Raw genomic sequence first — 24,264 nt, 5'->3', positions numbered from 1 at the left:
GCTCACGACCGGGACGATGGATGAGTCCTTCGAACACATCGTCGTCCCTCAGGAGCGTTTCACTCGTGACCACCTCATCCATCGCCGGCCGGACCACCGCCGTGGCCGCGCGTGCCACGGATCTGTCGAAGATCTACGGACAGGGCGAGACCCAGGTGGTCGCCCTGGACCGGGTCTCCGTCGAGTTCCGGCAGGCCGAGTTCACCGCGATCATGGGCCCGTCCGGCTCCGGCAAGTCCACGCTGATGCACTGCGTGGCCGGGCTGGACACCTTCTCCTCCGGCTCCGTGCGCATCGGCGACACCGAGCTGGGCTCCCTGAAGGACAAGCAGCTCACCAAGTTGCGCCGCGACAAGATCGGCTTCATCTTCCAGGCGTTCAACCTGCTGCCCACGCTGACCGCCCTGGAGAACATCACCCTTCCGATGGACATCGCGGGCCGCAAGGCGGACAAGCAGTGGGTGGACTCGGTCATCCGGATGGTCGGCCTGGCCGATCGCCTCAGCCACCGTCCCGCGCAGCTCTCCGGCGGCCAGCAGCAGCGCGTCGCCGTCGCCCGCGCCCTGGCCTCCAAGCCCGAGATCATCTTCGGTGACGAGCCGACCGGAAACCTCGACTCGCGCTCCGGCGCCGAGGTGCTCGGCTTCCTGCGCAACTCCGTTCGGGAGCTGGGGCAGACGGTGGTGATGGTGACGCACGACCCGGTGGCCGCGGCGTACGCGGACCGGGTGGTGTTCCTCGCGGACGGCCGGATCGTCGACGAGATGTACAAGCCCACCGCGGACAACGTCCTCGACTTCATGAAGCAGTTCGACGCGAAGGGCCGCACCAGCTGATGTTCCGCACCGCCCTGCGCAACGTACTCGCGCACAAGGCCCGGCTGTTGATGACCGTGCTCGCCGTGATGCTCGGCGTCGCGTTCGTCTCCGGCACCCTGGTCTTCGCCGACACCCTCTCCAACGCCTTCCGCAACCAGTCGGCCAAGAGCTACGACGACGTCGCCGTCGCCGTCACCTCCTACGCCGACCCCGACAACGCCAAGGAAGAGCCCGGCCTCTCCCGCGAGACCCTCGACAAGATCTCCTCGGTGGACGGCGTCGCCGCTGCCTACGGCCGCGTCGACGGCTTCGCCGGGGTCGCCGACCCCGACGGGAAGCTGATCGGCGTCGGCTGGTCCAACAAGGGCTCCAACTTCGCCCCCGGCAAGGACGGCAAGGACCCCGCCTACACCTTCACCGACGGCTCGGGCCCGGTGAAGGACGATCAGATCGCGCTGGACGAGGAGTCCGCGGCCAAGGGCGAGTACCAGGTCGGCGACCGGGTGCGGGTCGCCACCAACGGGCCCGTGAAGGAGTACACCCTCAGCGGCGTGTTCACCACCGAGGACGGCGCCGTGAACGCCGGCGGCAGCCTCGTCCTCTTCGACACCGCGGTCGCCCAGAAGCAGTACCTCAAGCCGGGCTACTTCGCGAGCGCCATCGTCACCGCCGCCCCCGGCGCCTCCGACACGAAGATCCTGGACCAGGTCAAGCCGCTGCTGCCGGACAGCGCCGAGGCCAAGACCGGCCAGGCGCTCGCGGACGAGCAGGCCGAGCAGATCGAACAGGGCATGGGCTCGCTCAAGCAGGTGCTGCTCGGTTTCGCGGGCATCGCGCTCTTCGTCGGGATCTTCCTGATCTCCAACACCTTCACGATGCTGGTCGCCCAGCGCACCAAGGAGATCGCGCTGATGCGGGCCGTCGGCGCCTCGCGCCGGCAGGTCACCCGTTCGGTGCTGGCCGAGGCCGCGGTGGTGGGCCTGGTCGCGTCGGTGATCGGCTTCGTCCTCGGCATCGGTCTCGCGGTCGGGCTGCGGTCCGGAATGGCCGCGTTCGGCATGAAGATCCCGGACGGCCCGCTGATCCTGTCCGCAACGCCGGTGCTCGCCGCGATCAGCGTCGGTGTGCTGATCACCATGCTCGCCGCCTGGCTGCCCGGCCGCCGGGCAGCGAAGATCCCGCCGGTGGCGGCCATGAGCAGCGTCCACGCGGCGGCGACCACCAAGTCGCTGGTGGTCCGCAACTCCATCGGCGCGGCCGTCACCGCTCTCGGCGCGGTCGGGATCATGGCGGGTGCCTCGTCCGGCGGCGACAGCGGCCGGATGTACATCGCGGCGGGCGCGTTCTTCGCGCTGGTCGGTGTGATCATCCTGATCCCGCTGCTGTCCCGGCCCGTGATCGCGCTCGTCCGCCCGCTGCTCGTCGGCCCCTTCGGGGTGGCGGGCAAGCTGGCCGGCCTGAACGCGGTCCGCAATCCGCGCCGTACCGGCGCCACCGCCTCGGCGCTGGCGATCGGACTGACCCTGGTGACCGGCCTCTCGGTGCTCGGTGCCACGGTCGGCACGGCCATCGACAAGATGACCACGGACAACATCAAGGCCGACTACATGGTCTCGATGGCGAACGGCGGGTCCCTCGACGAGTCCGCGCTGAAGGCGCTGGAGAAGGCCAAGGGCGTCTCCGCGGTATCACCGCAGCAGAGCGTCTACTTCCAGGTCGGTGACGAGGACTACGTGTCCGCTTCGGCGGTCACACCGGGCGACATCGAGCGGGTCCTGAACGTCGACGTCGTGAGCGGCGACATCGGCTCGCTCGCCCGGGGCGAGATCGCGGTCGCCGAGAAGACGGCCAAGAGCAAGGGCTGGAAGCCCGGCGAGAACGTTTCCGTGACCTTCGGCGACGAGAAGAAGGACACGCTCACGGTCGGGGCCGTCTTCAAGGACAGCGAGTTCCTCTCCCCTGTCCTCGTCGACACGAAGGTCGTGAACCCGCACGAGGTGCAGCCGTCCATCCAGCAGATCTTCGTGAAGGTGGACGGCGGCCAGTCCGCGGCCAACGAGAAGGTTCTCGTCGACGCGCTGGGCGACAGTCCCGCGATCAAGGTCATGGACCGGCAGGACATCCGCAACGAGTTCGGCGGTGCCATCAACACCCTGCTGAACATCATGTACGGCCTTCTGGCGATGGCCCTCATCATCGCCGTGCTGGGTGTCGTCAACACCCTGGCGATGTCGGTCTTCGAACGGCAGCAGGAGATCGGCATGCTGCGGGCCATCGGTCTCGACCGGCGCCGGGTGAAGCGGATGGTCCGGCTGGAGGCCGTGGTCATCTCGGTGTTCGGCGCGGTGGTCGGCATCGGTCTCGGCTCGTTCCTCGGCTGGGCGATCGGTGAGACCTTCGCGGACCAGGTCCCGGGTTACGCGCTGGTGCTGCCCTGGGACCGGATCGGGATCTTCCTGGCGCTGGCCGGTCTGGTGGGCGTCCTGGCGGCGCTGTGGCCGGCCCGCAACGCCGCACGGCTGAACGTGCTGAACGCGATCAAGGCCGAGTGACCACCTCCCACCCCACCGAAGGGCCGGGCCTCCCCGTCACGGGGGAGCCCGGCCCTTCCGCTTGCATCCGGGTCAACCGCGCTCGCCCTCGGTCCACCTGCGGGCGCGCAGCGGCATCCCGGAGTCACCGGAGTCGGGCGCCCGGACGGCCAGGACCTGGTTGACGCCGATGCGATTGCGCTCGAAGGCCAGCGCCGAGGCGGCCATGTACAGCCGCCAGACGCGGGCGCGGCCAGGGCCGCTGAGCGCGACGGCCCGGTCCCAGCCGGCCTCCAGATTGGCGACCCAGCGGCGCAGGGTCAGGGCGTAGTGCTCGCGGATCGACTCCACGTCCCGCACCTCGAAACCCGCCCGCTCCAGCTGGGTGACGGTGGTGCCGATCGGCTGGAGCTCGCCGTCGGGGAAGACGTAGGCGTCGATGAACTCGTCGACGCGGTAGGAGGATTCGTCCCGCTGCGGACGGCGGCCGATCTGGTGGTTCAGCAGCCGCCCACCGGGCTTCAGCAGCCGGTGCAGCACATCGGCGTACTCCAGGTACCGTTCGGCGCCGACGTGTTCGGCCATGCCGATGGAGGAGATCGCGTCGTACGGCCCGTCGGCGACGTCCCGGTAGTCCTGGACTCGGATCTCCACCTTGTCGGTGAGTCCCTCGTCGGCGACGCGCTTACGGGCGTAGACCGCCTGCTCCTGGGAGATGGTGATGCCGACGACGCTCACGCCGTACTCACGCGCCGCGTGCGCGGCCATGGAGCCCCAGCCGCAGCCGACGTCGAGCAGGCGCAGGCCGGGTCTGAGGGCGAGTTTGCGGCAGACGAGATCGAGTTTGTCGCGCTGGGCGGCTTCCAGGGTGCCCCGCGGAGGCGGGGCGGGCCAGTAGGCGCAGGAGTACACCATGGACGGGCCGAGGACGATCTCGTAGAAGTCGTTGCCGACGTCGTAGTGGTGGCTGATGGCCCGCTTGTCGGTGCGCTTGGTGTGCAGATGGCCGCGCTGCCGGCGGACCTCCTCCGGCGGCGGTGCGGGGGGCAGCGGCACCCCGCCCATCCGGATCAGGCCGCGGACGGCGGCGCGCGTCTCGGGATCGCGCAGGGTCTCCGCGAGACCGCGGGCGTCCTCCCCGCGCTCCCACACCAGCCCCGAGAGCAGGTCGAGGGCGGCGTACACATCGCCCTCGATGCCGAGGTCTCCGGCCACCCAGGCGCGGGCCAGGCCCAGTTCGCCCGGCTTCCACAGCAGCCGGCGCACGGCACGGCGGTTGCGGACGACGAGGGTCGGCGCGCCCGGCGGCCCCGCCTGCGAACCGTCCCAGGCGCGGATGCGCACCGGGAGGGGTGTTCCCAGCAGTTGTTCGAGAAGGCCCTGCAGCCGCTGCGCGGCGTCAGCCATGGCGCACACCTCCGATGGGAGTCGGAATGTCCAACACCACGAAAACACCCGCAGGGGCCGGGCGCAGTCCCCCACGCGCGTTACGACTGGGCAAACACCGGGACGGCGGCCGGAAAAGCCGAAGGACCTCCCGCACCACGGATGGCGGGAGGTCCCTCGGTTCGTTCAGCGACCGGACGAGGTCAGGAGGCCTTGGCCTTCTCCTCGGTCTTCTCCGGCTTGGCCGCAGCGGGCACCGGCGCCGGCTTGGCAGCCTCGTAGAACTCCTCGCGCGGGGACTCCAGCGCGCCGAGCGCCACGACCTCACGCTTGAGGAACATGCCGAGGGTCCAGTCGGCGAAGACGCGGATCTTGCGGTTCCAGGTCGGCATCGCCAGGCCGTGGTAGCCACGGTGCATGTACCAGGCGAGACGGCCCTTGAGCTTGATCTTCATCTTGCCCATGACGATCATCGCGACGCCCTTGTGCAGGCCGAGACCGGCGACCGCACCCTTGTTGGCGTGCTCGTAGTCCTTCTGCGGGAAGCCCCGCATACCGGAGATCACGTTGTCGCCGAGGACGCGGGCCTGACGCAGCGCGTGCTGGGCGTTCGGCGGGCACCAGGCGTTCTCGTTGCCCGCCTTGCGGCCGACGAGGTCCGGGACCTGGGCGTTGTCGCCCGCGGCCCAGATGTAGTCGGTGCCCTTGACCTGGAGGGTCGTCTCGCAGTCGACGTGGCCGCGGGGGCCGAGCGGCAGACCGAAGCGGGCCAGGGCCGGGTTCGGCTTGACGCCGGCCGTCCACACGATGGTGTTGGAGTCGACCTCCAGGCCGTTCTTCAGCACGACGTGGCCGTCGACGCAGGAGTCCATCGAGGTGGAGAGGTAGACCTCGACCCCGCGGGCCTCCAGGTGCGCCTTGCCGTACTGGCCGAGCTTGGGACCGACCTCGGGGAGGATCTTGTCGGCGGCGTCGACGAGGATGAACCGCATGTCCTCACGGGACACGTTGGTGTAGTACTTCGCCGCGTCACGGGCCATGTCCTCGACCTCGCCGATGGTCTCCGCGCCCGCGAAGCCGCCGCCGATGAAGACGAAGGTGAGCGCCTTGCGGCGGATCTCCTCGTCGGTCGTGGAGTCGGCCTTGTCCAGCTGCTCCAGCACGTGGTTGCGCAGGCCGATGGCCTCTTCGATGCCCTTCATACCGATGCCCTGCTCGGCGAGGCCGGGGATCGGGAAGGTGCGGGAGACCGCGCCGAGCGCGATCACCAGGTAGTCGAAGGGCAGCTCGTACGCCTCGCCGACCAGCGGGGCGATCGTGGCGACCTTGCGGTCCTGGTCGATGGTGGTGACCCGGCCGGTGAGCACCTCCGCCTTCGGCAGCACGCGTCGCAGCGGGACGACGACATGGCGCGGGGAGATGTTGCCGGCGGCGGTTTCGGGGAGGAAGGGCTGGTAGGTCATGTACGACCGGGGGTCGACGACCGTGACGGTCGCCTCGCCGTAGCGCATCTTCTTGAGGATGCGCCGAGCTGCGTACAGGCCTACGTACCCACCGCCTACTACGAGGATCCTGGGACGCTCCGTGGTGCTCATGCCATCGAGTATCCACCCGCTCCAGGGGGGTCGCTCGTGCGCCCCTTCACAAGCTCTTCCATGCCCTGTGCTACACTCCCCGGCCCGCGTGACGCAGGTCATGGTCACGATCGGGAACCGGCCCACCCCGTGACCCGTTGTCAATGCCGCGTGAGCTGCCTCTCTGCCTCGTCGGACCCCCTGTGAGCGGCCGGAAACACCCTCCGAGGGCGACCTCCCCAGCCCCTCATACACCGGCCATCTGAACATGTTCAAGGGCCTGTTCACCCCTCGGAAGGGTCAACCGGCCCCTGTCCATGCTTCGGGAGGGCCGAATTCCTTGTGAAGAACTTCACGAACTTTCCCGGGCGGGCGCTCCCGCGAGGCCGAAACGGGGCCCGCGAGGCCCCCTCGGAGGCGCTCGTACGCCGGTCGGCGCGCTCACCCGCGCAGCCCGCTGACCAGTCGGGAACGGCCCCTCGCGCACCTCTCGCGGGGGCGGCCGCAGGCGCCGTTCACCCGTCGGCCGCACTCGGCGCGCCAAGTGGACACAACGGTGCATAACGTTCAGTCATGATCACCACACACCGAGCCCTCAAGCGGGCCACCTCGCGAATAGTCTCTGTCGGCGCTGCCCTGGGCATTGCCCTGGCGTTGGGGGCAGCGTCGGCCGCCTCCGCCGCGGCCGCACCCGTCCACCCCGTCGCCACCAAGGCCGCGGCCGGTGGCCATGGTCACCACCACGGCCACCACCACGGTCACCACCACGGCGACGACGGGGGGTGCAGCGGCCTCATCGTCCTTCTCTGCAACTGACGGACAGCCCCCGTGGGCATAGACGACGGCCCCGTCACCTCTGGGAGGTGCCGGGGCCGTTCCGTGCCGTTCGCGGGTGGACGGTCAGCCGCCGGGCCGGCCGCCCTCGGCGTCCTCCGCCACTTTGAAGGCGATGCCGTCGAGGATGTCGTGCTCGCTGACCACGACCTCCTCCGCGCCGATCCGCTCCATGATGGCGAGCAGCACCAGGGCACCCGCCGCGATGACGTCGACCCGCCCCGGGTGCATGGACGGTACGGCCGCGCGCTCGGCGTGGGTGGAGTGCAGGAGCCAGTCGGTGATCTCCCGGACCCGGTCGCGGGTGATCCGCGAGTGGTGGATGCGGGTCGAGTCGTACTCGGGCAGGTCCTGGGCGATCGCCGACACCGTGGTGACCGACCCGGCGAGCCCCACCAGCGTGCGCGCCTCGCGCAGCGGCACCGTCTCCTCGGCGAGGTCGAGGGCCGCCTCGATGTCCGCCCGCATCGCCGCGATCTGCTCCGCGGAGGGCGGGTCGGAGACGACGCCGTCCCGGACCAGGTGACGTTCGGTCATCCGCACACAGCCGACGTCCACGGACCGTGCCGCCCGGACGTGCTCCTCGCCGACGACGAACTCGGTGGAGCCGCCGCCGATGTCCACGACGAGATAGGGCCGGTGCAGGTCCTCCCGGCCCGCCAGCTCCTTCGTCGCCCCCGTGAAGGAGAACTCCGCCTCCTGGTCCCCGGTGATCACCTCGGGCTCGACGCCCAGGATGTCCAGGACCCCGCGCACGAACTCGTCGCGGTTCTCGGCGTCCCGCGAGGCGGAGGTCGCCACGAAGCGCAGCCGCTCCGCGCCGTGCTCCTTGATGATCGCCGCGTACTCGCGACAGGCCGCGAAGGTCCGCTCCAGAGCCTCGGGAGCGAGCCGGCCCGTGCGGTCCACGCCCTGGCCGAGGCGAACGATCGTCATACGGCGGTCCAGGTCGACGAGTTGCCCGGTCAGCGGGTCGGCGTCGGCGACGAGGAGCCGGATGGAGTTGGTGCCGCAGTCGATGGCGGCGACACGGCTCACTGAGCGTCCCCCTCGGACGCCTCCGGGAGCGTCACGCAGGCTCCCTTGCGCCACCACTCGGGCAGCATCGCGAGGGCCTCGTCCCCGAGCGGGTTGACTCCGGGGCCCGCGGCCAGGGAGTGCGCCACGAGCACATGCAGGCACTTCACCCGGTCCGGCATGCCACCGGCGCTGGGGAAGCCCTTCAGCTCCTCGATCTCGTCCCGGCGCCGGATGTAGTCCTCGTGCGCGGCACGGTACGCGGCGGCCAGCTCCGGGTCGGTCTCCAGCCGCGCCGTCATCTCCTTCATCACGCCGTTCGCCTCCAGCGTGCCGATCGCCGACGACGCCTTGGGGCACGTCAGGTAGTACAGCGTCGGGAAGGGCGTGCCGTCGGGCAGGCGCGGGGCCGTCTCGACGACGTCCGGCTGTCCGCACGGGCACCGGTGCGCGATCGCGCGCAGCCCGCGCGGCGGACGCCCGAGCTGCTGCTTGAATGCCTCGACGTCCGTGTCGGTGGGCTCGGTGCGCGGGGTGGGCGGCGGGGGCGTTTCCATGCCTGTCTTTCTATCGGTTTCTCGCCGGCGACGGGTCGGCCGCTCCGGGCGATCGGTTCACCCGGACCGGCCGGCCTCGCTGCTCTCGCCGGTTTCTCGGTCTCGCTGGTCTCAGTGGTCGGCGGCGTCGGCCTTGTCGACCCCGTCCCAGATGTTGGTGTACCAGGGGCGGTCGGCCGCGCCCTGGTCGGTCCGCGACTGCCTGGCGGCGTCCGGGTCGATCACGACGAACCCGGTCTCGCCGGGCATCACATAGTGCAACCGCTCCCGGATCCGCTGCTCGGCATAGGCGTCGTCCTGCCAGCGTGCCTTGGTGTCGCGCAGTTGCTCGACCCGCTCGGCGGCCTCCTGCTTCTGGCGCTTCAGGTCGGCGATCTCGGCTCGCTGGGAGACGTACTGCCTTATGGGGTAGGCCAGCGCCACCACCATGGAGCAGACGACCAGCGCGAGCAGGGCGGCGCGTCCGGTGAGCCTGGAGCGCCGGGCCTGCCGCTTGGTCTGGGAGCGGTAGACACGGGCAGCCGTCTGCTCGCCGAGCAACCGGATCCTGGTCGCGGTGGAGAACCGGTCCCGGTCCTTGACGGCCATGTCCCGCCTCCCGTTTCACACGCGTACGTCCCCGCACACGGTACGGGACCGGTACGGGGACGTACGTACGACTGGCTAAGGATTGACCCTTTACGGCTCAGCCCTTGAAGCGCGGGAAGGCGCTGCGGCCGGCGTACACCGCGGCGTCGTCGAGGATCTCCTCGATGCGCAGCAGCTGGTTGTACTTGGCGACGCGGTCCGAGCGGGCGGGGGCGCCGGTCTTGATCTGGCCGCAGTTCACGGCGACGGCGAGGTCGGCGATGGTGACGTCCTCGGTCTCGCCGGAGCGGTGGGACATCATGCACTTGAAGCCGTTGCGCTGGGCCAGCTCGACGGCGTCCAGGGTCTCGGTGAGCGAACCGATCTGGTTGACCTTGACCAGCAGGGCGTTGGCGGCGCCCTCCTCGATGCCGCGGGCCAGGCGCTCGGGGTTGGTGACGAACAGGTCGTCGCCGACGAGCTGGACCTTGTCGCCGAGGCGCTCGGTGATGGTCTTCCAGCCGTCCCAGTCGTCCTCGAACAGCGGGTCCTCGATGGAGACGAGCGGGTACGCGTCGACGAGCTCCGCGTAGTAGTCCGTCATCTCGGCGGCGGAGCGCTCCTTGCCCTCGAAGACGTAGACGCCGTCCTTGTAGAACTCGGAGGCGGCGACGTCGAGCGCCAGGGCGATCTGCTCGCCGGGGGTGTAGCCGGCCTCCTTGACGGCCTCCAGGATGAGGTCGAGGGCGGCGCGGTTGGAGTCCAGGTTCGGGGCGAAGCCGCCCTCGTCGCCGAGGCCGGTGTTCAGGCCCTTGCGCTTCAGCACCTTCTTGAGGGTGTGGTAGACCTCGGCGCCCCAGCGCAGCGCCTCGGAGAAGGTCTCCGCGCCGATCGGGGCGATCATGAACTCCTGGATGTCCACGTTGGTGTCGGCGTGCGAGCCGCCGTTCAGGATGTTCATCATCGGCACCGGCAGCAGGTGCGCGTTGGGGCCGCCCAGGTAGCGGAAGAGCGGGAGGTCGCTGGCCTCGGAGGCGGCGTGGGCGACGGCGAGCGAGACGCCGAGGATGGCGTTGGCGCCGAGGGAGCCCTTGTTGTCGGTGGCGTCCAGGTCGAACATGGCCTGGTCGATCAGGCGCTGCTCGGTGGCGTCGTAGCCGACCAGCTCCGGGCCGATCTGCTCGATGACGGCGAGGACGGCCTTCTCGACGCCCTTGCCGAGGTAGCGGTTGGGGTCACCGTCGCGGAGCTCGATGGCCTCGAAGGCGCCGGTGGAGGCGCCGGACGGGACGGCGGCACGACCCGTGCTGCCGTCGTCGAGGCCGACCTCGACCTCGACCGTGGGATTGCCTCGGGAGTCCAGGATTTCCCGGGCTACGACGACGTCGATGGACGGCACGAGCATCTCCTTCTTGGGATGTGACGCGATGTGTCGCTGGTGGTGCGGGCACGTGGCCTCGCGCCTAGAGCCTAACCGCCCCCGGGACATCGGTCGGCGAGCGACCGTCCCGTGGACAGACTGACGGTACACATTGTTCCCAGGCGGAACAAAGAGGCTTCCGGATGACGGACGGGAAACGAATCCGGAGCGAAGACCGATGGAAGGATCCGCCCGCGCCGTCGGGTGACCGGGCGCGGACAGAGAAAAGCCCCGCCCCGGCGCGTACGGGGGAACACGCACCGGAGCGGGGAGTCCGTGAGGACGGGGGGGGTGGCCCTCACGGGGTCCTGGCTTCGAGGTCCACGGATGTGAGGGCGCCGGGGTTCAGCTGTCGGCCCGAATTACTTCAGGTGCAGCTGCTGACCCGGGTAGATCAGGTTGGCGTCCTGGACGATGTCCTTGTTCAGCTGGAAGAGCTTCTCCCAGCCGCCCTTGACGTCGCGCTCCTGGGCGATCGAGCTGAGGCTGTCACCCTTGGCGACCTTGTACTCGCCGTCGCCCTTCTTGACCTTCTTGCCGGTCGGGGTGGTGACGGTCTTGTCCTTCTCGGCGGCCGGGCGCTCGGCGGAGCGGGAGGCCGACTGCTGCTCGGTGGAGCGGGTGGTGGTCTCGGAGCTCTGCGAGGAGTCGCTCGACGAGGCGCCGGAGTAGGCGGCGTTCGACAGGCCGGTGCCGCAGTGCGGCCAGGCGCCCTTGCCCTGGCCGGCGAGGACCTTCTCGGCTATCTCGATCTGCTGGGCCTTGGTGGCCTGGTCGGCGGTGGAGGCGTACTGGGTGCCGCCGTACGCGGCCCAGGTCGAGGCGGAGAACTGCAGACCGCCGTAGTAGCCGTTGCCGGTGTTGATCGACCAGTTGCCGCCGGACTCGCACTGGGCGACGGCGTCCCACTCGGAGGCGGTGGCGGCCGAGGCGCTGCCCGCGGCCATCAGCGGGGCGGCGACGGCGGCGGCGCCGGTGACGCCGACGACGGCGATGGCACGGGCGGCCTTGGACGGACGACGGTGCTTGCCCTTGCTGGAAAACAGCATGGAGAGATCCCCTCACCGACGCCTACGAGGTGAGCTGTCGGGTTCGGGCCGGTTGAGTTGCCCGGCCGCGCACGCTCGCCTCTCGGCTGCTGTTGCGCGGCTTCACCCCGAGCCGGCTCCGGCCGTGCGGCCCCGAAGGGCCTCAACTGCCGGACCCGGCGCAAACCTTGGGTCCCCCGCTCCTGCCTACGGCGCTTGACGCGACGACTGTTCCCGTACGGCCGCCGGCAGGATTCGGCGTGACGGCCATCGGGGCCCGCACTGGTGGCGAGCGGTCACGACCGTAGACACGCGATTCGCGGAATTTCAAAGACGATCAGGGCTTCTGAGATCTATCTCTCACTACATTTAAAACGGACATTCAGGAGCGAAACGTGACGCGAACTCCCGCAGTTTTTCGCCCTGTTCGGCACCTATTCGGTCGGGACGTCCAGGGTCTGACCGGGGAAGATGTCGTTGGCGTCGGCGCCGATGGCGTCCTTGTTCGCGTCGTACAGCGCACGCCACCCGCCGTCGAGCTCAAGGGAGTCGGCGATGGAGGCCAGGGTGTCCCCCGGGCGGACGCTGTACGAGGCGTGGCGGCCGGAGGGCTTGGCGGCGCCGTCGACGGCCTCGCTCTCGTCGGCACTGGCTCCGCGATGACGCCCGGAGCCGGTGGTCGCGTCCTCGATCGACCCGGTGTCGACCAGGCTCCAGGAGCCCGCCGCCTGCCCCAAGTCGTCCCGATTGTCCCCCTTGGGGGCCTCTACGGGAGAGCTGTCCGGCGACTGCGCGACCCGGGAGTCGGGCGACGTGTCCGCCTTCTCGGACTTCTCGGCCCTTGGGGGTGACGAGGGAGACGAAGAGGAGCTATCGGGCGATTCGGACGATTCATCAGAAGAGCCGCTCGGCGAGTTCGAGTCACCCGACGGAGTCGAGGCGCCGGAAGAGTTCGAAGAACCGGAAGAACCGGATGAGTTCGATGAACCGGACGAACTGGACGATCCGGACGAATCCGACCGGCCTGGCGAGTCGAGCAATCCGGATGACCCGGAAACCTCGGACGGCGAGTCCTCCTCCACACCGGTGTCGAGGTCGACCGACCCCGACTGCTTGGTGAGGCCGTTGAGGACCGCACAGGTGCCCCAGGGGCTGGTTCCCCGGTCCGCGAGGATCTCCTGCGCCACGGCGATCTGCTGGGAACGGCTCGCCAGATCGGGGCTCGCCGCGTAGTCGAGACCGCCGTACTCGTCCCACTCGTCCTGGGTCAACTGCAGGCCGCCGTACTGCCCGTTGCCGGTGTCCGCGCTCCAGGACCCACCGCTCTCGCAGTCGGCCACCTTGTCCCAGACCGTACCGTCGGCCGCGCTCGCCCCCGTGGCACCGAGGAGCGGGATGGCGATGGCGGAGCCGGTCACTCCGGCCGCGACCAGAAGTGCCGGCGCCTGACGGGGGCGACGGTGACGACCGTTCCCGGAGAGCATGCGGGGACCTTTCGCGAGGCAGCAGTGACCGCGGCGCGTGAAGCGTGGGCGCCGTCGTTGATCCGTGAACGTATAGGCAGACGATCACTTGTCACAAGTTAATGCCGCACAGATCACGTGAAGATCACAGAGGTGAGTGCGTGTCACGTTTGCGGAGGTGGACACACTCACCCAACTGGGGTGAATCGCACCGGAAGTGTTCGCAGCCCCCGCATGATGAGGCCGCCGCGCCACCGCAACTCGGCCGGGTCCACCGCGAGTTGCAGGTCCGGGAGCCGGGTCAGCAGGGTCGCGAGGGCGGTCTGGCCCTCCAGGCGGGCCAGCGGTGCGCCGAGGCAGTAGTGGATGCCATGGCCGTACCCGAGGTGCTGGTTGTCGCGGCGGCCGAGGTCGAGGACGTCGGGGTCGGCGAACCGCTCCGGGTCCCGGTCGGCGGCGGCCAGGACGACCAGGACGGGGTCGCCGGATGCGATCCGCTGCCCGCCGATGGTGAGCGGCTCCATGGCGAACCGCCACGTGGCGAGCTCGACGGGGCCGTCGTAGCGCAGGAGTTCCTCCACTCCTGTTTCGAGGAGGGCCGTTTCCTGGGCGGCCAGGGAACGCTGGAGGCGGGCGCGCTGCTCGGGGTGCGTCAGCAGGGCGTAGGTGCCGTTGCCGATGAGATTGACGGTGGTCTCGAAACCGGCGAACAGCAGGATGAAGGCCATGGCGGCGGCCTCGTTCTCGGTGAGGTGCTCGCCGTGGTCGGAGGCGCGGATGAGGCCGGAGATGAGGTCCTCGCCGGGTGCGGGGGTGTCCGGGAGTGCCTCGCGCTTGCGGTGGATGAGGTCGGCGAGATAGCCGCGCATCTTCTTCACCGATCGCGCGACACCGCCCCTCGGGCCGCCCTGGTGACGGATCATCATGCCCGCCCAGTCCCGGAAGTCGTCCTGATCCTCTCGGGGAACGCCGAGCAGGTCGCAGATGGCGTAGATGGGGAGCGGGAAGGCGAACTCGTGGATGAGGTCGGCCTCCCCCTTGTCCGCGAACCCGTCGATGAGGCTGTCGGTGAGCTCCTGCACGCGGGGGGCGAACTCGGCGACCCGGCGCGGGGTGAACGCCTTGCTGACCAGACGGCGCAGCCTGGTGTGGTCCGGCGGGTCGATGTTGAGCAGGTGCGTCATGAGCTCGGCCTTGCGCTCACCGGGGATACCGGTCTTGCCCTTGGCGTGGGCCGGTTCGTCGTGATGGGCCGGGTTCTTGGAGAGCCGGTTGTCTGCGAGCGTCTGCTTGGCGTCGGCGTAACGGGTGACCAGCCAGGCCTCCACGCCGCTGGGAAGGCGCGTCCTGTGCACGGGCGCGTGGTCCCGCAGCCAGGCGTAGGCGGGGTAGGGGTCGGTGGCGAACTCCCAGGTGAAGAGCTCCGGGGGTTCGGGCGCGGCGTCGGCGGGGGCGGGCTGGTCGGTCACTCCTCGACCGTATCCGGAGGGGCGGTGGGGGTACGGCCGTGGGGGTTGAAGGACTCGGGCGTGGGCTTGTGGGGCGGGGGCGTGGGGGCCGTCAGGCACTGGCGTGGGGCCGGGCGACTCGGGCGCGGGCCCGTTGGGTACAGGCGGGGGGCCGGGCGACTCGGGCGCGGGTCCGTCGGACACGGGCGTGAGGGTCAGGCGACTCGGGCACCGGCGGGCACAGGCGCGGAGGCCGGCAGACTCGGCCGCGGGCCATCGGGCACGGGCGTGAAGGCCGGACGACTCGGACGCGGGCCCTGTGCCGGGCACTGTCGTGCGCCCGGCGGGTCCACACGTGTCGGCGCTCTGGGCCTGCCGCGGCGGAGGCGGGTCTGGGGGCCTGGGCGGCATGGGGTCTGGGCAGACGGCCCCTCAGCGGTCCGGGGGCGTGGCCGGGGCGGACCCGAGCCACACCTACGCGGACAAGCCCTCGGCAGCCCGTACGGCATCCCGGTAGGCCCGGGCCGCTACTCTCAGCGCTGCCTCGGGATCCACTCCGGCCGCCTCGGCGCGGACCGCCAGTGCGAGCAGTTCGTAGCCGACTCCTTCGCCGGTCGGCAGGTCCACCTCCAGCTCCGCCGTCCGCACCCGCGACGCCAGCTTCGCCGCGAGGGCGAGGCCCGGCTGGCCCAGAGGGATGCCCTCCGTCACCGACTCGCGCCGCTTCTCGACGGCCTTCGTGCGCAGCCAGTGCTCCTTGACCTCCTCGGGGGTCGTCGCCGTCTCGTCGCCGAAGACGTGCGGGTGGCGGTGGATCAGCTTGGTGACGATGCCGCCTGCCACGTCATCGATGGAGAAGGGCGCCTCCGGGTCCTCCTCGGCTATGCGGGAGTGGAAGACGACCTGCAGGAGGACGTCCCCGAGTTCCTCGCGGAGTTCGTCGCGGTCGCCTTCCTCGATCGCCTCGACGAGTTCGTACGCCTCCTCGATGCCGTACTTCGCCAGACCCTTGTGTGTCTGCTGGGAGGACCACGGGCACTCGGCGCGGATGCGGTCCATGACCTGGACGAGGTCGAGGAGGCGGGCGCCGGGCAGGTCGTAGGAGGCGGGGAGCAGCTCCAGGTCGGGCATGCTGACGCGTCCGGAACCGGCGAGGCGGGCCAGACCGTCGGTGAGCGCCGGCTCGCCCTCGCCGGTGGCCACGACGACGACGGTGCGCCCGCCGGCGCAGGCGTCGATCAGTTCCTCTGCGGTCGGGGCGGCCTCGTCGACCGTGACCCCGGCCTCGCGCAGATACGGCAGCTGCGGGTGCGTGCCGTCCGCGCACAGCACACGGTCGGCGCCGTGCAGTGCCTGCCAGGCGGGCCAGGACAGCAGGCCGGGCGCGACGCGGTGGCTGGTGGTGAGCAGGACGATGCGGCCGGGAGCGACGGCTTCGGGGCTGGTTGCGTTCACCATCCGAACGTAACCCACGACGCCGACGGCCCCTCCGGTCGTCCACAGGCTCACGGCCCGCGTTGTCCACAGGCGGATGTGCGCCGGGGTCCCGTGGGCGGGTGCGCCGGGGCCACGGGAGGGCCGTTGCGCCCCTGATCCCGCGGTGGGCCGTCGCGCCGTGCGGCTACGCCGTCTGCCCGCCCCCGGTCGCCGTCACCTCGCGCACCCACGGCGTCTTGGTGTCGGCCCGGCTGCTCTTCTGGACGTCCCAGGTGCCGTAACGCGGGTTGAGGTCGATGTCGAGCCGCTTGGAGGCCTCGGCCAGGGCGTTCCAGAAAGCGGGCTTGCCGGTGTCGGTGCCGAGCTTCGCGGCGAGTTTCTGGGCCTCCAGCTGAAGGCGCAGGTTCTCGTCGAGGCGCTGCGGCGGGATGCCGTACTGCTGGAGCCAGGCCGCTTCCAGCGCCTTGGCGCCACCGACCTCCCGCTCCAGGTCGCCGCGCATGCCCTGCAGCTCCTTGCGGGTCACGGTCACGCCCGCGTCCTGCGCGGCGCGGTGCAGCACCCGGTCGAGGACCATGGTGTGCAGGACGTCCCGCGGGAGGGTGCCGGACTTGGCGATGACCTGCGCGTACTGGGCGTCGTCCGGGACGGCTGCGCGCTGGGCCGCACGGACCTCGCCCACCCTGTTCTCCAGCTGCGCGACGGTGATCCGCTGGCCGCCGACGACGGCTGCCGCGCCGGGGTGCGCATCGTTCCCGCAGGCGGTGAGCAGGGGCGCAGCGGCGATCGCGGCGGAGAGGAGGAGCGCGGTGCGACGGCGGCGGTGCAAGGAGACCTCCCGAGGAAGAGCTTGTGCGGCAGTGCACAAAGTCTTGCGGTGATCGATGGTAGGCAGTGGGCAAGCTCTGGCCAACCCATTCGACCAACGATTCATCAGGACTTCCGGCACCGCAGCGCCACCCGCACGGCCCTCAGCGCGAGCGGTCGCCGTCGCCGCCGGTCAGCAATCAGCCGCGCACCTGACCCAGCCACTGCAGCGTCCGGCGCACCTCGGTGGCGAGCGGGTGGACCGGGCCGTGCCGGCGTTCCACGTCGAGCAGCAGGCGGGCCAGGGTGTCGTGGGCGGCGGGGCGGTCACCGAGGGCGAGCAGGAGGTGGCCGATGCGGCGGCGGACGTCGTGGGCGAGTTCGTGGTCGTTGCCGGAGACGTACTGGTTCTCGTAGTACGGAAGCAGCGCGCGGTACTCGGCGAGCGCGGCCGCGGGCTCCCCGAGCTGCTCCAGGCACTGGGCGGCGTCGTAGCGGAAGCGCAGGGACTGCGGATCGGCCTGGCCAGCCTCGGCGGCGCGTTCGTCGGCGAGGCGGCGCAGTTCGGGCAGCGCGCGCCGGTACTGGCCGTCGTCCATGAGGGTGGCCGCGTACTGCTTGCGCAGGGTGCGCACGACCGGGGAGTGCTCGCCGTGCTGTTCGGCGGCGGCGGGCAGGATCGCGCCCAGGATGTCGACGGCCTGGGTGATGCGGCCCTCGCCGAGGAGGCGCTTGACCTCGTCGACGGCGCGCGCGACGTCCGGTTTCTCGTCGGCCGGCGTGACGGGGGTGGCGGGGGCGGGCTGGGGGGCGGGAGTGCGCGCCCGGTCCGGCCAGGGGGCGTGCGGGCGCAGGAAGGGGCGCGTGGGATCGAGGGGTGCCCCGGTGGGCGTTCCACGGGCGGGCAGGAGCGGCGCCAGGGCTTCGTACACCTCCTGGGCGGAGGCGGGGCGGTGCTGGGGGTCCTTCGCGAGCAGGCGCAGGACCAGTGTTTCGAGCGCTTCGGGGACCTCGGCGCGGATACGGCGCACGGGCAGCGGCGGTTCGTACAGGTGCCGGTGCAGCACGCCGAGCGCCGTCGAGCCGGAGAACGGCACGTCGCCGCTGAGGAGTTCGTGCAGCACCACGCCGAGCGCGTACAGGTCGGTGTACGGGCCGACCGCGCCGCCCATCGCCTGCTCGGGGGCCATGTAGGCGGGCGAGCCGATGGGCGTGCCGGTGTGGGTGAGGCGGGTGGTGTCGGCGTCCATGACGGAGGCGACACCGAGGTCGAGCACGGTGACCGTGCCGTCCTGCTTCACCATGACGTTGCGCGGCTTGAGGTCGCGGTGGACGATCGGCACCGCGTGCACGGCACTGAGTACGGCGCACAGCTGCGCGGCGACCGCCACCGCCGACTGCCATGGGTACGGGTTGCGCTCGGCGAGGTGGGCGGAGAGGTCGACGCCGTCGACGTACTGCATGACGAGGAACAGTTCCTCGCCCTCGGTGCCCGCGTCATGGACCGTGACCAGCCCTGGGTGGTCGACCTGTGCGGTCACCCGGCACTCGCGCTCGAAGCGGCGGCGCAGTTCGTCCGCCTCGTGCCCGGCCACCTTGTCCGGGCGCAGCAACTTCACGGCGACGCGCCGGTCGAGCCGACGGTCGTACGCCGTCCAGACCTGTCCCATGCCGCCCTGTCCGATGAGCGTGGACAGTTCATAGCGGCCGGCGACGACACGTCCTGCCGCCACGGTCACCTTCCGCCCTCGTGGTCGCGGTCCTGCCGGCCGTCGTGCTGGCGCAGGTAGTCACTGAGCTCGTCGAGTTCGGCACGCACCTGGTCGATGCGCGCGGGCGCGGGACGCTGCGGGGGCGGCGGCACCGGCGTCCCGGAGGTCGGCGGCTGGGGTATCGGAGTCTGGGGAAGCGGAGTCTGGGGTATCGGAGTCTGGGGCAGCGGGGTCCCGGACAGCGGCGGTGACTGCGGCACGGTCGTGGCGGTGTACGGCGACTGGGGCTGCGGATAGCCGTAGGCGGGTGCCTGGGGCGCCTGTGTGCCGTGACTGGAGAGGCGGAGCTGCTGGAAGTGACGTATGTCCGCGGCGAGGTAGTACGCGATCGCGGCGACCATGCCGCCCAGGACGACGACCAGGCCCGTCCAGCCGCGCGGGCTGTGGATCTCGTCGCCGGGCTCGGACCCCAGCAGGTAGAGGCCGAAGAACTCCACGCCGATCGACGCCGCGAACAGAGCCCAGTCGCGCGCTCTGCGAGTGACGATGACCAGACGCAGCATCATCACCCACAGCAGCATGCCGCAGCTCATCACCGAGATCACGACGAGGACCACGCGCAGGAAGACCAGCCACCCCGTCGGCGGCGGCTGCTTCACCGGCTGCGTGTAGCCGTGGCCCTGCATGGCTGCTCCTGTTGCGCTGAAGTGGGCGTGCGGGGGCGACCCCCTGGCCCGGTCTGGGACAACCTCGATCGTGCGATTGTCGCTTCGAGCGTATAGGCCGACACCGACATACGGTCACCGGTTGTACCGAACCGTTGTCATGCCGATCACTCCGTACGGCGGCGCAGCTCGCCGAGGCCGGGCTTCCGGGGTCAGAGGGGGTGCCGCATCCACACGTTGGGCTCGACGTACACCGCGTGGTCCCGCTCCGGCTCGCATCGCACCGGCACCAGCGCCCCGGGTACCTCGATGTCACCCGCGGTGTCGAAGGGCAGGCCGGTCCAGCCGCGCCATTGCTCCAGCGAGCCGGCGATGGTCATGGAGGCGGGTGCGACGCGGTCGATGGTGGCGCCGGCGCGGGCGTGGACGCGCAGCCACGGGTCGTGGGGCAGTCCGTCGGGGCGCACACGGCGGGCGTACTCCTCGATGGGGGTGCGCGGTTCGAGGTGCTTGGCGTTGGGGCGGACCGGGGCGACGACCTCGCGAAAGCCCTGGGCCCGGGCGTTGTCACGCATCGCGGAGAGCATGCGCGCGGACAGGCCGCTGCCCTGGGCGTGCGGGGCGATGACGACGGAGATGGCGCTGACCGTGTCGGGCCGGGTACCGGTGCGCAGGTCGGCGAACGCCCACACCAGCACCTCGTCCCAGCCGCGGGCGGGCAGTCGGCCGCGGCCCTCGGCGGCCAGGGCGAAGGGCACGCTGTAGGCGTGGGCGACGACCTCGCCGCGCTCGTCCTCGGCGAACAGCACGTACTGCGGGAGTTCACGGGGGATCCTGCCGTAGTGGGCGTTTCCCACCAGGTCCTGGCCCATGAACTCGGGCCAGCTGTCCGTCATTTCGATGACTCGGTCGAGCATCTCGGGACGGTCGGCCAGGCTCGACATCTTCAGCTCCATGCCCGTCACCGTAGGGCCGGGCAACCGCGCCGACCAGCCGATTTCGCCCCGTCCAGAGGCACTTCACCGCGTACGGCTCGCCTCATCCCGTGCACTGGCGCAGCATCATCTCCTTGTCGGCGGTCGTCACCGGCAGTTCGTACTTCAGTGAGACCTGGGCGAAGCGCACCGCGTACGAGCAGCGGATCCGCTTGTTCGGAGGCAGCCAGGACGCGGGGCCCGAGTCGCCCTTGGAACCGTTCGTGCGGCCGTCGACCGGTATGAGGTTGAGGGGGTCGTTGGCGATGTCCTGGCGTTTGCCCTCGGGCCAGCGGGATGCGCCCATCTGCCAGTCGTACGACAGTGGCATGACGTGGTCGATCTGTACGGCCGTGGCTCGGGACTTGGTCCACTCGATCGTCCGGCCCGTGTACGGGTCGTGCAGCGTCATGGCCATCACGACGCAGTCCGATCCGGAGCGGAAGCGGAGGTCCTCACCGTCGCGTTTCAGCAGGTCGTTGCGGGTGTCGCAGCCGTTGCGCGCGAACGGGATGCCGCCCGGCGCCGAGTCCATCCACGCGTAGCCGAACTCGTCGCGGTCGTAACCCGTCCTGGGGCCGCGGCCCTTGGTGGCCACCTTCTCGATGAGGGCCCGCGCCTCGGCGCGTTCGGCGCCCGAGGTGAGCGGTGCGAGCCCCGGTTTCGTGCCGTCCGGGTTGTCCAGCGGGCTCGCCGCGCGGCCGGAACCCTCGGCCGGGCCGGCGCCGGAGGGCGTGCCGTCCACCGGCAGGTCGACGCTCTCACATCCCGCCACGGTCAGCACCAAGCCGAGCATCGCCGCGGCGCCGGCCGCCCCGCCCCTCAGACGCATCACGACGCGCCCCTCCCCTTGCCGACCGTTCCGCCCGCACAGGCGGTCTTCCCTGGTACGCCGTCGTACACACGGTAGCGATCCGAAGCGCCGCGGCGTCCACGAGGTCCAGACCACGACGGAGCCGACCGCGCATACCTCACAACCCGGGCGTATCGTCGGTGATGAATCACCTCTGGAAGGAGCTCTGCATGGGCATCTTCGACAGGTTCAAGAACCGCCACGGGCAGGACAAGGCCAGGGACATGTCCGACGCCGCGGAGCGGAAGTCCAACGAGAAGACGGGCAACAAGTACGAGAGCCAGGTCGACGACGCGCAGCAGCGGATGGAGCGCGAGTTCGGCATGGAACGTGACAGGCCCGAGCAGCCGTAGAGCCGAGGACGCGAGGTCTTCTCCATCACCGTGCGCACTAAAGCCGTCCGCGGGACCAGCCCCCGCGGGCGGCTTCGCGCGCTCTCACACCTTCCCGATGCCCAGCGTCGTCTCCGACGGCAGCAGACCCGAGGACAGCACCGCCACCCAGAACTCGCCGAGCAGTTCCACCAGGCGGTCGGTCTCGGCACCGCTCAGCACCCGCCAGGGCGCGGCGGCGAGCCGGTCGGTGTGCTCCTCCACCGTGCGGCGCAACTCACGGCCCGCTTCCGTGGCCGTGCCGTCGGCGTCGACCAGCCCTCGGTCCGCCAGCCGGGCACGGGCGTCGGCCCATTCCCCGGAGGTCCAGCCCCGGCTTTCGAATCGCTCGACGGACGCGGCGCCGATCGCCGCGAAGGACACGAGTGATTCGACGGGGTCGAGCCCGGCGACCAGCAGGGCGGCTATATGGCCGTCACCGCGGTGTTCCCGCAGGAGTGTCGCCGCGTGCCAGAGCTGGAGGTGGGGAGCTTCCGGCCAGTCCAGGGCGGCGTTGGCCGCGGCGAGCGGGCGGCCCGCGGTGTTCGCCGCCTCGGCGACGCGGCGGGCGAGGGCGGCACCCTCCGCCAGCTCCGCGCTGTCCGTACGGTCGCCGAACAACGCGCGGTAGGCCCGGTCGATGCCCCTCACTCTCGCCTGGAGCAGGGCTTCGGGGTCGGCGATCTTCCATGCGTGGTCGATGTGTTCGGCCACCATGCGGGGGCTGAAGCTGTAGAAGGCGGACGAGACGCTCTCCGCACCGACCGGACCCAGCGGTGCGGCCCGGAACGGGAAGTAGCCCGGCCAGCGCTCCTCGACGGGATACCCGAGCGCGGCGGCCTCGTCGAAGACCTCCGGCGCGTAGTACAGCACCGCGTGCAGCGGCTCCAGCAGGTGCCAGAGCTGACGCACCCGGCCCTGCTCCGGACCGCCTTCGTGGTTCACCATGACGCGACTCCCCCTGACTCGATGACGCGGGGCTCCCGAAGCCCCGCAACTTGACACTGACAAGATTGCCCGACGAGGGCAGAACTTGTCAATGCCTAGATTGCGCGTACGCTGCTGCCCATGGCCCCCACGCAGAAGCCCACCTCCCCCCGCCGCCCCTACCACCACGGCGACCTGCGCCGCGCCATCCTCGCGGCGGCCCTGGACGTCATCGGCGCCGACGGCCCGTCCGCGCTGAGCCTGCGCGACCTCGCCCGCCGCGCCGGTGTCTCGCACGCGGCGCCGGCCCATCACTTCAAGGACCGCACGGGCCTGCTCACGGCGATCGCCGCCGAGGGGTTCGGGCTGCTGGCGAGCGCGCTCACCGAGGCCGACGACCTCAAGGACGCGGGCGTGCGCTATGTCCGCTTCGCGCGCGAGCACCCCGCGCACTTCCAGGTGATGTTCACGCCCGAACTGCTGCGCGCCGACGACCTGGAACTGACCACGGCCCGCACCCTCGCCGGCGACGCGCTGCGCGGCGCCGTCTCCGGAGTGCGGCCCGAGAGTTTCGGCATCGACTCCCGCCTCGCGGGCGTGGCCGCCTGGTCCCTCGCGCACGGCTTCGCCACGCTGCTCCTCGGCCACAACCTGGACGGCCCGGTGGGCGACAGGGATCCGGAGGAGGTGTTCCGGACCCTGGCGGCGACGCTGTTCCGCACCGGCGCACCCCAGGAGCCCGCCGCCCCGACGACCGAGCTTGCGGCGACCCCAACCCGGGGGACCGAGAGCCCGGAACAGAACCCCAGGTGACCGAGCAGACGCTGCAGCCCCCGGAAAATCACTTGACCTCAAGTCCACTTGAGGCCCCAGAGTGATCCGCATGACCACCACAACCGCGCACACAGCCGCCGCGGAGGCGGACCTCCAGGCGATCGCCGAAGTCGTCGCCACCGTCCAACGCACACAGCGGGCCAAGGACCCCGAGGGCTTCCTCGCCCTCTTCCACCCCGACGCCCTGTGGACCACCGCGCATGGCAAGGTCCTCATAGGCTTCGACGCGATCGCCGAGTTCACCCGGGCCGTGCTGCCGAACGCGACATGGGACGGCGAGGTCACCTACGAGGTGGCGCACACGCAGTTCCTGCGGCCTGACGTGGCGGCCGTCAAGGTCCGGCAGGTCTACCATGCACCGGACGGTGACACGGAGGGCGCCCCGCTGTACGTCATGACCCGTCAGGACGACGGCCGGTGGCTGCTGCACGCCTGCCAGAACACCGCGGTGCGGGTCGACGAGAGTTAGGCCTGTCGGTTGGATCATGCCGGCGTCGCGGGGCCTGGCACGCGCATCTGCCACGTTGTCGTCGGTTGCCGACTCCCCATTCTCGACTTGGCACGAGCGGGGGACCCTCTTCGCGTCGGCGCCCTGCGGCACTACGAGCAGGCGGGGCTGATCACCTCGGAGCGGGCGGCGAACGGCTACCGGTTCTACGACGCCGCCGTCGCCGCCCGTGTCCGCAACGTCCGTCGTCTCCTGGACGTGGGCCTGGCCCTGGACGACGTTCGCGTGTTCCTGCCGTGCCTGGACGGCGACGTGGCCGAGGGGCCGGCGTCCGACGCGGCCCTGCGGGTCGCCCTCGACCGCTTCGCCGCGATGGAGGAGCGCATCGCGGCGCAGCTCGCCGTACGGCAACGGCCGGCAACGGCCCTGGCCGAGGCGACGGGCGGTCGCGTGCAGCCGGTGGCCTGAACCCGATCCCAAGCCCTGGCCCCACAGCCCCAACCCTGGCCCCACAGCCCGAGCCCCAGCCCTGGCCCCACAGCCCGAGCCCCAGCCCTGGCCCCACCGCCCGAGCCCGAGCCCAAGCCCGAGCC

The 24,264-nt window shown here is 70.8% G+C and carries 23 protein-coding genes and 1 riboswitch; of the genes, 7 read left to right on the top strand and 16 right to left on the bottom strand.

Features of this window, described 5'->3' with window-relative positions:
• Positions 1-65: 65 nt before the first annotated feature.
• Positions 66-836: an ABC transporter ATP-binding protein gene (locus ACWCPI_RS26825; protein WP_388807874.1), complete on the top strand. Its 771-nt coding sequence runs from the start codon at positions 66-68 to the stop codon at positions 834-836.
• Positions 836-3,370 (top strand): ABC transporter permease, encoded by a 2,535-nt coding sequence (locus ACWCPI_RS26820; protein ID WP_451040539.1) that lies wholly within the window; start codon positions 836-838, stop codon positions 3,368-3,370. Before ACWCPI_RS26825 ends, ACWCPI_RS26820 begins: the two co-directional genes overlap by 1 nt.
• Positions 3,371-3,442: 72 nt before the next feature.
• Here ACWCPI_RS26820 and ACWCPI_RS26815 read toward each other — a convergent pair whose 3' ends face one another.
• Both ACWCPI_RS26815 and ACWCPI_RS26810 read right to left on the bottom strand, forming a co-directional pair.
• Complete coding sequence (locus ACWCPI_RS26815) at positions 3,443-4,756, bottom strand: class I SAM-dependent methyltransferase (RefSeq protein WP_451040538.1); 1,314 nt, start codon at positions 4,754-4,756, stop codon at positions 3,443-3,445.
• Between the two features lie 182 nt (positions 4,757-4,938).
• Entirely contained in the window at positions 4,939-6,330 is a 1,392-nt protein-coding gene (locus tag ACWCPI_RS26810; protein ID WP_388807868.1) for an NAD(P)/FAD-dependent oxidoreductase, read from the bottom strand.
• Between the two features lie 552 nt (positions 6,331-6,882).
• Here ACWCPI_RS26810 and ACWCPI_RS26805 point away from each other — a divergent pair.
• Positions 6,883-7,125 carry a hypothetical protein gene (locus ACWCPI_RS26805; RefSeq protein WP_451040537.1) on the top strand — a complete coding sequence of 81 codons (243 nt, stop codon included), beginning with the start codon at positions 6,883-6,885 and terminating at the stop codon, positions 7,123-7,125.
• 84 nt (positions 7,126-7,209) lie between these two features.
• Here the strand turns inward: ACWCPI_RS26805 and ACWCPI_RS26800 are convergent, their stop codons facing one another.
• From ACWCPI_RS26800 to ACWCPI_RS26740, 13 genes are all read right to left on the bottom strand, one after another.
• Positions 7,210-8,181 (bottom strand): Ppx/GppA phosphatase family protein, encoded by a 972-nt coding sequence (locus tag ACWCPI_RS26800; RefSeq protein WP_451040536.1) that lies wholly within the window; start codon positions 8,179-8,181, stop codon positions 7,210-7,212.
• The gene (locus ACWCPI_RS26795; RefSeq protein WP_451040535.1) at positions 8,178-8,717 is read right to left on the bottom strand and encodes a DUF501 domain-containing protein; all 540 of its coding nucleotides are present in this window, start codon (positions 8,715-8,717) and stop codon (positions 8,178-8,180) included. The genes ACWCPI_RS26800 and ACWCPI_RS26795 overlap by 4 nt, the downstream gene beginning before the upstream one ends.
• Before the next feature lie 111 nt (positions 8,718-8,828).
• A complete protein-coding gene (locus ACWCPI_RS26790) occupies positions 8,829-9,305 on the bottom strand; it encodes an FtsB family cell division protein (RefSeq protein WP_451040534.1) in 477 nt (158 codons plus the stop codon).
• A 97-nt stretch (positions 9,306-9,402) separates the two neighbouring features.
• Positions 9,403-10,683 carry a phosphopyruvate hydratase gene (gene eno, locus ACWCPI_RS26785; RefSeq protein ID WP_388807858.1) on the bottom strand — a complete coding sequence of 427 codons (1,281 nt, stop codon included), beginning with the start codon at positions 10,681-10,683 and terminating at the stop codon, positions 9,403-9,405.
• Between the two features lie 383 nt (positions 10,684-11,066).
• On the bottom strand, positions 11,067-11,753 hold the full coding sequence (locus ACWCPI_RS26780) for a transglycosylase family protein (protein ID WP_451040533.1): 687 nt from the start codon (positions 11,751-11,753) through the stop codon (positions 11,067-11,069).
• A 4-nt stretch (positions 11,754-11,757) separates the two neighbouring features.
• Positions 11,758-11,957, bottom strand: a riboswitch (cyclic di-AMP (ydaO/yuaA leader).
• A 209-nt stretch (positions 11,958-12,166) separates the two neighbouring features.
• Entirely contained in the window at positions 12,167-13,216 is a 1,050-nt protein-coding gene (locus tag ACWCPI_RS26775; protein ID WP_451040532.1) for a transglycosylase family protein, read from the bottom strand.
• Between the two features lie 167 nt (positions 13,217-13,383).
• Positions 13,384-14,664 carry a cytochrome P450 family protein gene (locus ACWCPI_RS26770; protein ID WP_451040531.1) on the bottom strand — a complete coding sequence of 427 codons (1,281 nt, stop codon included), beginning with the start codon at positions 14,662-14,664 and terminating at the stop codon, positions 13,384-13,386.
• A 453-nt stretch (positions 14,665-15,117) separates the two neighbouring features.
• Positions 15,118-16,098 carry a nucleoside triphosphate pyrophosphohydrolase gene (locus tag ACWCPI_RS26765; RefSeq protein ID WP_451040530.1) on the bottom strand — a complete coding sequence of 327 codons (981 nt, stop codon included), beginning with the start codon at positions 16,096-16,098 and terminating at the stop codon, positions 15,118-15,120.
• A 166-nt stretch (positions 16,099-16,264) separates the two neighbouring features.
• Positions 16,265-16,909: a SurA N-terminal domain-containing protein gene (locus ACWCPI_RS26760; RefSeq protein ID WP_388807851.1), complete on the bottom strand. Its 645-nt coding sequence runs from the start codon at positions 16,907-16,909 to the stop codon at positions 16,265-16,267.
• Between the two features lie 178 nt (positions 16,910-17,087).
• Positions 17,088-18,584, bottom strand: coding sequence for a protein kinase domain-containing protein (locus tag ACWCPI_RS26755; RefSeq protein WP_451040604.1), 1,497 nt, complete (start codon positions 18,582-18,584; stop codon positions 17,088-17,090).
• A gap of 38 nt (positions 18,585-18,622) precedes the next feature.
• Positions 18,623-19,285: a hypothetical protein gene (locus ACWCPI_RS26750; protein ID WP_451040529.1), complete on the bottom strand. Its 663-nt coding sequence runs from the start codon at positions 19,283-19,285 to the stop codon at positions 18,623-18,625.
• A 191-nt stretch (positions 19,286-19,476) separates the two neighbouring features.
• Positions 19,477-20,220, bottom strand: coding sequence for an N-acetyltransferase (locus ACWCPI_RS26745; RefSeq protein ID WP_451040528.1), 744 nt, complete (start codon positions 20,218-20,220; stop codon positions 19,477-19,479).
• A gap of 82 nt (positions 20,221-20,302) precedes the next feature.
• Positions 20,303-21,070 carry an HNH endonuclease family protein gene (locus ACWCPI_RS26740; protein ID WP_451040603.1) on the bottom strand — a complete coding sequence of 256 codons (768 nt, stop codon included), beginning with the start codon at positions 21,068-21,070 and terminating at the stop codon, positions 20,303-20,305.
• A gap of 191 nt (positions 21,071-21,261) precedes the next feature.
• Here ACWCPI_RS26740 and ACWCPI_RS26735 point away from each other — a divergent pair, with 191 nt between their 5' ends.
• Positions 21,262-21,444, top strand: coding sequence for an Rv0909 family putative TA system antitoxin (locus tag ACWCPI_RS26735; protein ID WP_451040527.1), 183 nt, complete (start codon positions 21,262-21,264; stop codon positions 21,442-21,444).
• Between the two features lie 84 nt (positions 21,445-21,528).
• Here ACWCPI_RS26735 and ACWCPI_RS26730 read toward each other — a convergent pair whose 3' ends face one another.
• Complete coding sequence (locus ACWCPI_RS26730) at positions 21,529-22,410, bottom strand: SCO6745 family protein (RefSeq protein ID WP_451040526.1); 882 nt, start codon at positions 22,408-22,410, stop codon at positions 21,529-21,531.
• A 120-nt stretch (positions 22,411-22,530) separates the two neighbouring features.
• Here ACWCPI_RS26730 and ACWCPI_RS26725 point away from each other — a divergent pair, with 120 nt between their 5' ends.
• From ACWCPI_RS26725 to ACWCPI_RS26715, 3 genes are all read left to right on the top strand, one after another.
• The gene (locus ACWCPI_RS26725; protein ID WP_451040525.1) at positions 22,531-23,202 is read left to right on the top strand and encodes a TetR/AcrR family transcriptional regulator; all 672 of its coding nucleotides are present in this window, start codon (positions 22,531-22,533) and stop codon (positions 23,200-23,202) included.
• A gap of 70 nt (positions 23,203-23,272) precedes the next feature.
• Entirely contained in the window at positions 23,273-23,692 is a 420-nt protein-coding gene (locus tag ACWCPI_RS26720) for an SgcJ/EcaC family oxidoreductase (RefSeq protein ID WP_451040524.1), read from the top strand.
• A gap of 87 nt (positions 23,693-23,779) precedes the next feature.
• Positions 23,780-24,139, top strand: coding sequence for a MerR family transcriptional regulator (locus ACWCPI_RS26715; RefSeq protein WP_451040523.1), 360 nt, complete (start codon positions 23,780-23,782; stop codon positions 24,137-24,139).
• The last annotated feature ends 125 nt before the right edge of the window (positions 24,140-24,264 follow it).

Source organism: Streptomyces sp. NPDC001920, from assembly GCF_053594495.1.
This window is presented reverse-complemented; position numbering and strand designations above follow the sequence as displayed.

What these genes read in the sequence shown, in the direction of transcription:
- ACWCPI_RS26730 (WP_451040526.1), bottom strand. Translation starts at nt 22,410, where the DNA reads ATGGTGAACCACGAAGGCGGTCCGGAGCAGGGCCGGGTGCGTCAGCTC.
- ACWCPI_RS26790 (WP_451040534.1), bottom strand. Translation starts at nt 9,305, where the DNA reads ATGGCCGTCAAGGACCGGGACCGGTTCTCCACCGCGACCAGGATCCGG.
- ACWCPI_RS26720 (WP_451040524.1), top strand. Translation starts at nt 23,273, where the DNA reads ATGACCACCACAACCGCGCACACAGCCGCCGCGGAGGCGGACCTCCAG.
- ACWCPI_RS26815 (WP_451040538.1), bottom strand. Translation starts at nt 4,756, where the DNA reads ATGGCTGACGCCGCGCAGCGGCTGCAGGGCCTTCTCGAACAACTGCTG.
- ACWCPI_RS26810 (WP_388807868.1), bottom strand. Translation starts at nt 6,330, where the DNA reads ATGAGCACCACGGAGCGTCCCAGGATCCTCGTAGTAGGCGGTGGGTAC.
- ACWCPI_RS26775 (WP_451040532.1), bottom strand. Translation starts at nt 13,216, where the DNA reads ATGCTCTCCGGGAACGGTCGTCACCGTCGCCCCCGTCAGGCGCCGGCA.
- ACWCPI_RS26745 (WP_451040528.1), bottom strand. Translation starts at nt 20,220, where the DNA reads ATGGAGCTGAAGATGTCGAGCCTGGCCGACCGTCCCGAGATGCTCGAC.
- ACWCPI_RS26780 (WP_451040533.1), bottom strand. Translation starts at nt 11,753, where the DNA reads ATGCTGTTTTCCAGCAAGGGCAAGCACCGTCGTCCGTCCAAGGCCGCC.
- ACWCPI_RS26750 (WP_451040529.1), bottom strand. Translation starts at nt 19,285, where the DNA reads ATGCAGGGCCACGGCTACACGCAGCCGGTGAAGCAGCCGCCGCCGACG.
- ACWCPI_RS26820 (WP_451040539.1), top strand. Translation starts at nt 836, where the DNA reads ATGTTCCGCACCGCCCTGCGCAACGTACTCGCGCACAAGGCCCGGCTG.
- ACWCPI_RS26795 (WP_451040535.1), bottom strand. Translation starts at nt 8,717, where the DNA reads ATGGAAACGCCCCCGCCGCCCACCCCGCGCACCGAGCCCACCGACACG.
- ACWCPI_RS26740 (WP_451040603.1), bottom strand. Translation starts at nt 21,070, where the DNA reads ATGCGTCTGAGGGGCGGGGCGGCCGGCGCCGCGGCGATGCTCGGCTTG.
- ACWCPI_RS26735 (WP_451040527.1), top strand. Translation starts at nt 21,262, where the DNA reads ATGGGCATCTTCGACAGGTTCAAGAACCGCCACGGGCAGGACAAGGCC.
- ACWCPI_RS26725 (WP_451040525.1), top strand. Translation starts at nt 22,531, where the DNA reads ATGGCCCCCACGCAGAAGCCCACCTCCCCCCGCCGCCCCTACCACCAC.
- ACWCPI_RS26805 (WP_451040537.1), top strand. Translation starts at nt 6,883, where the DNA reads ATGATCACCACACACCGAGCCCTCAAGCGGGCCACCTCGCGAATAGTC.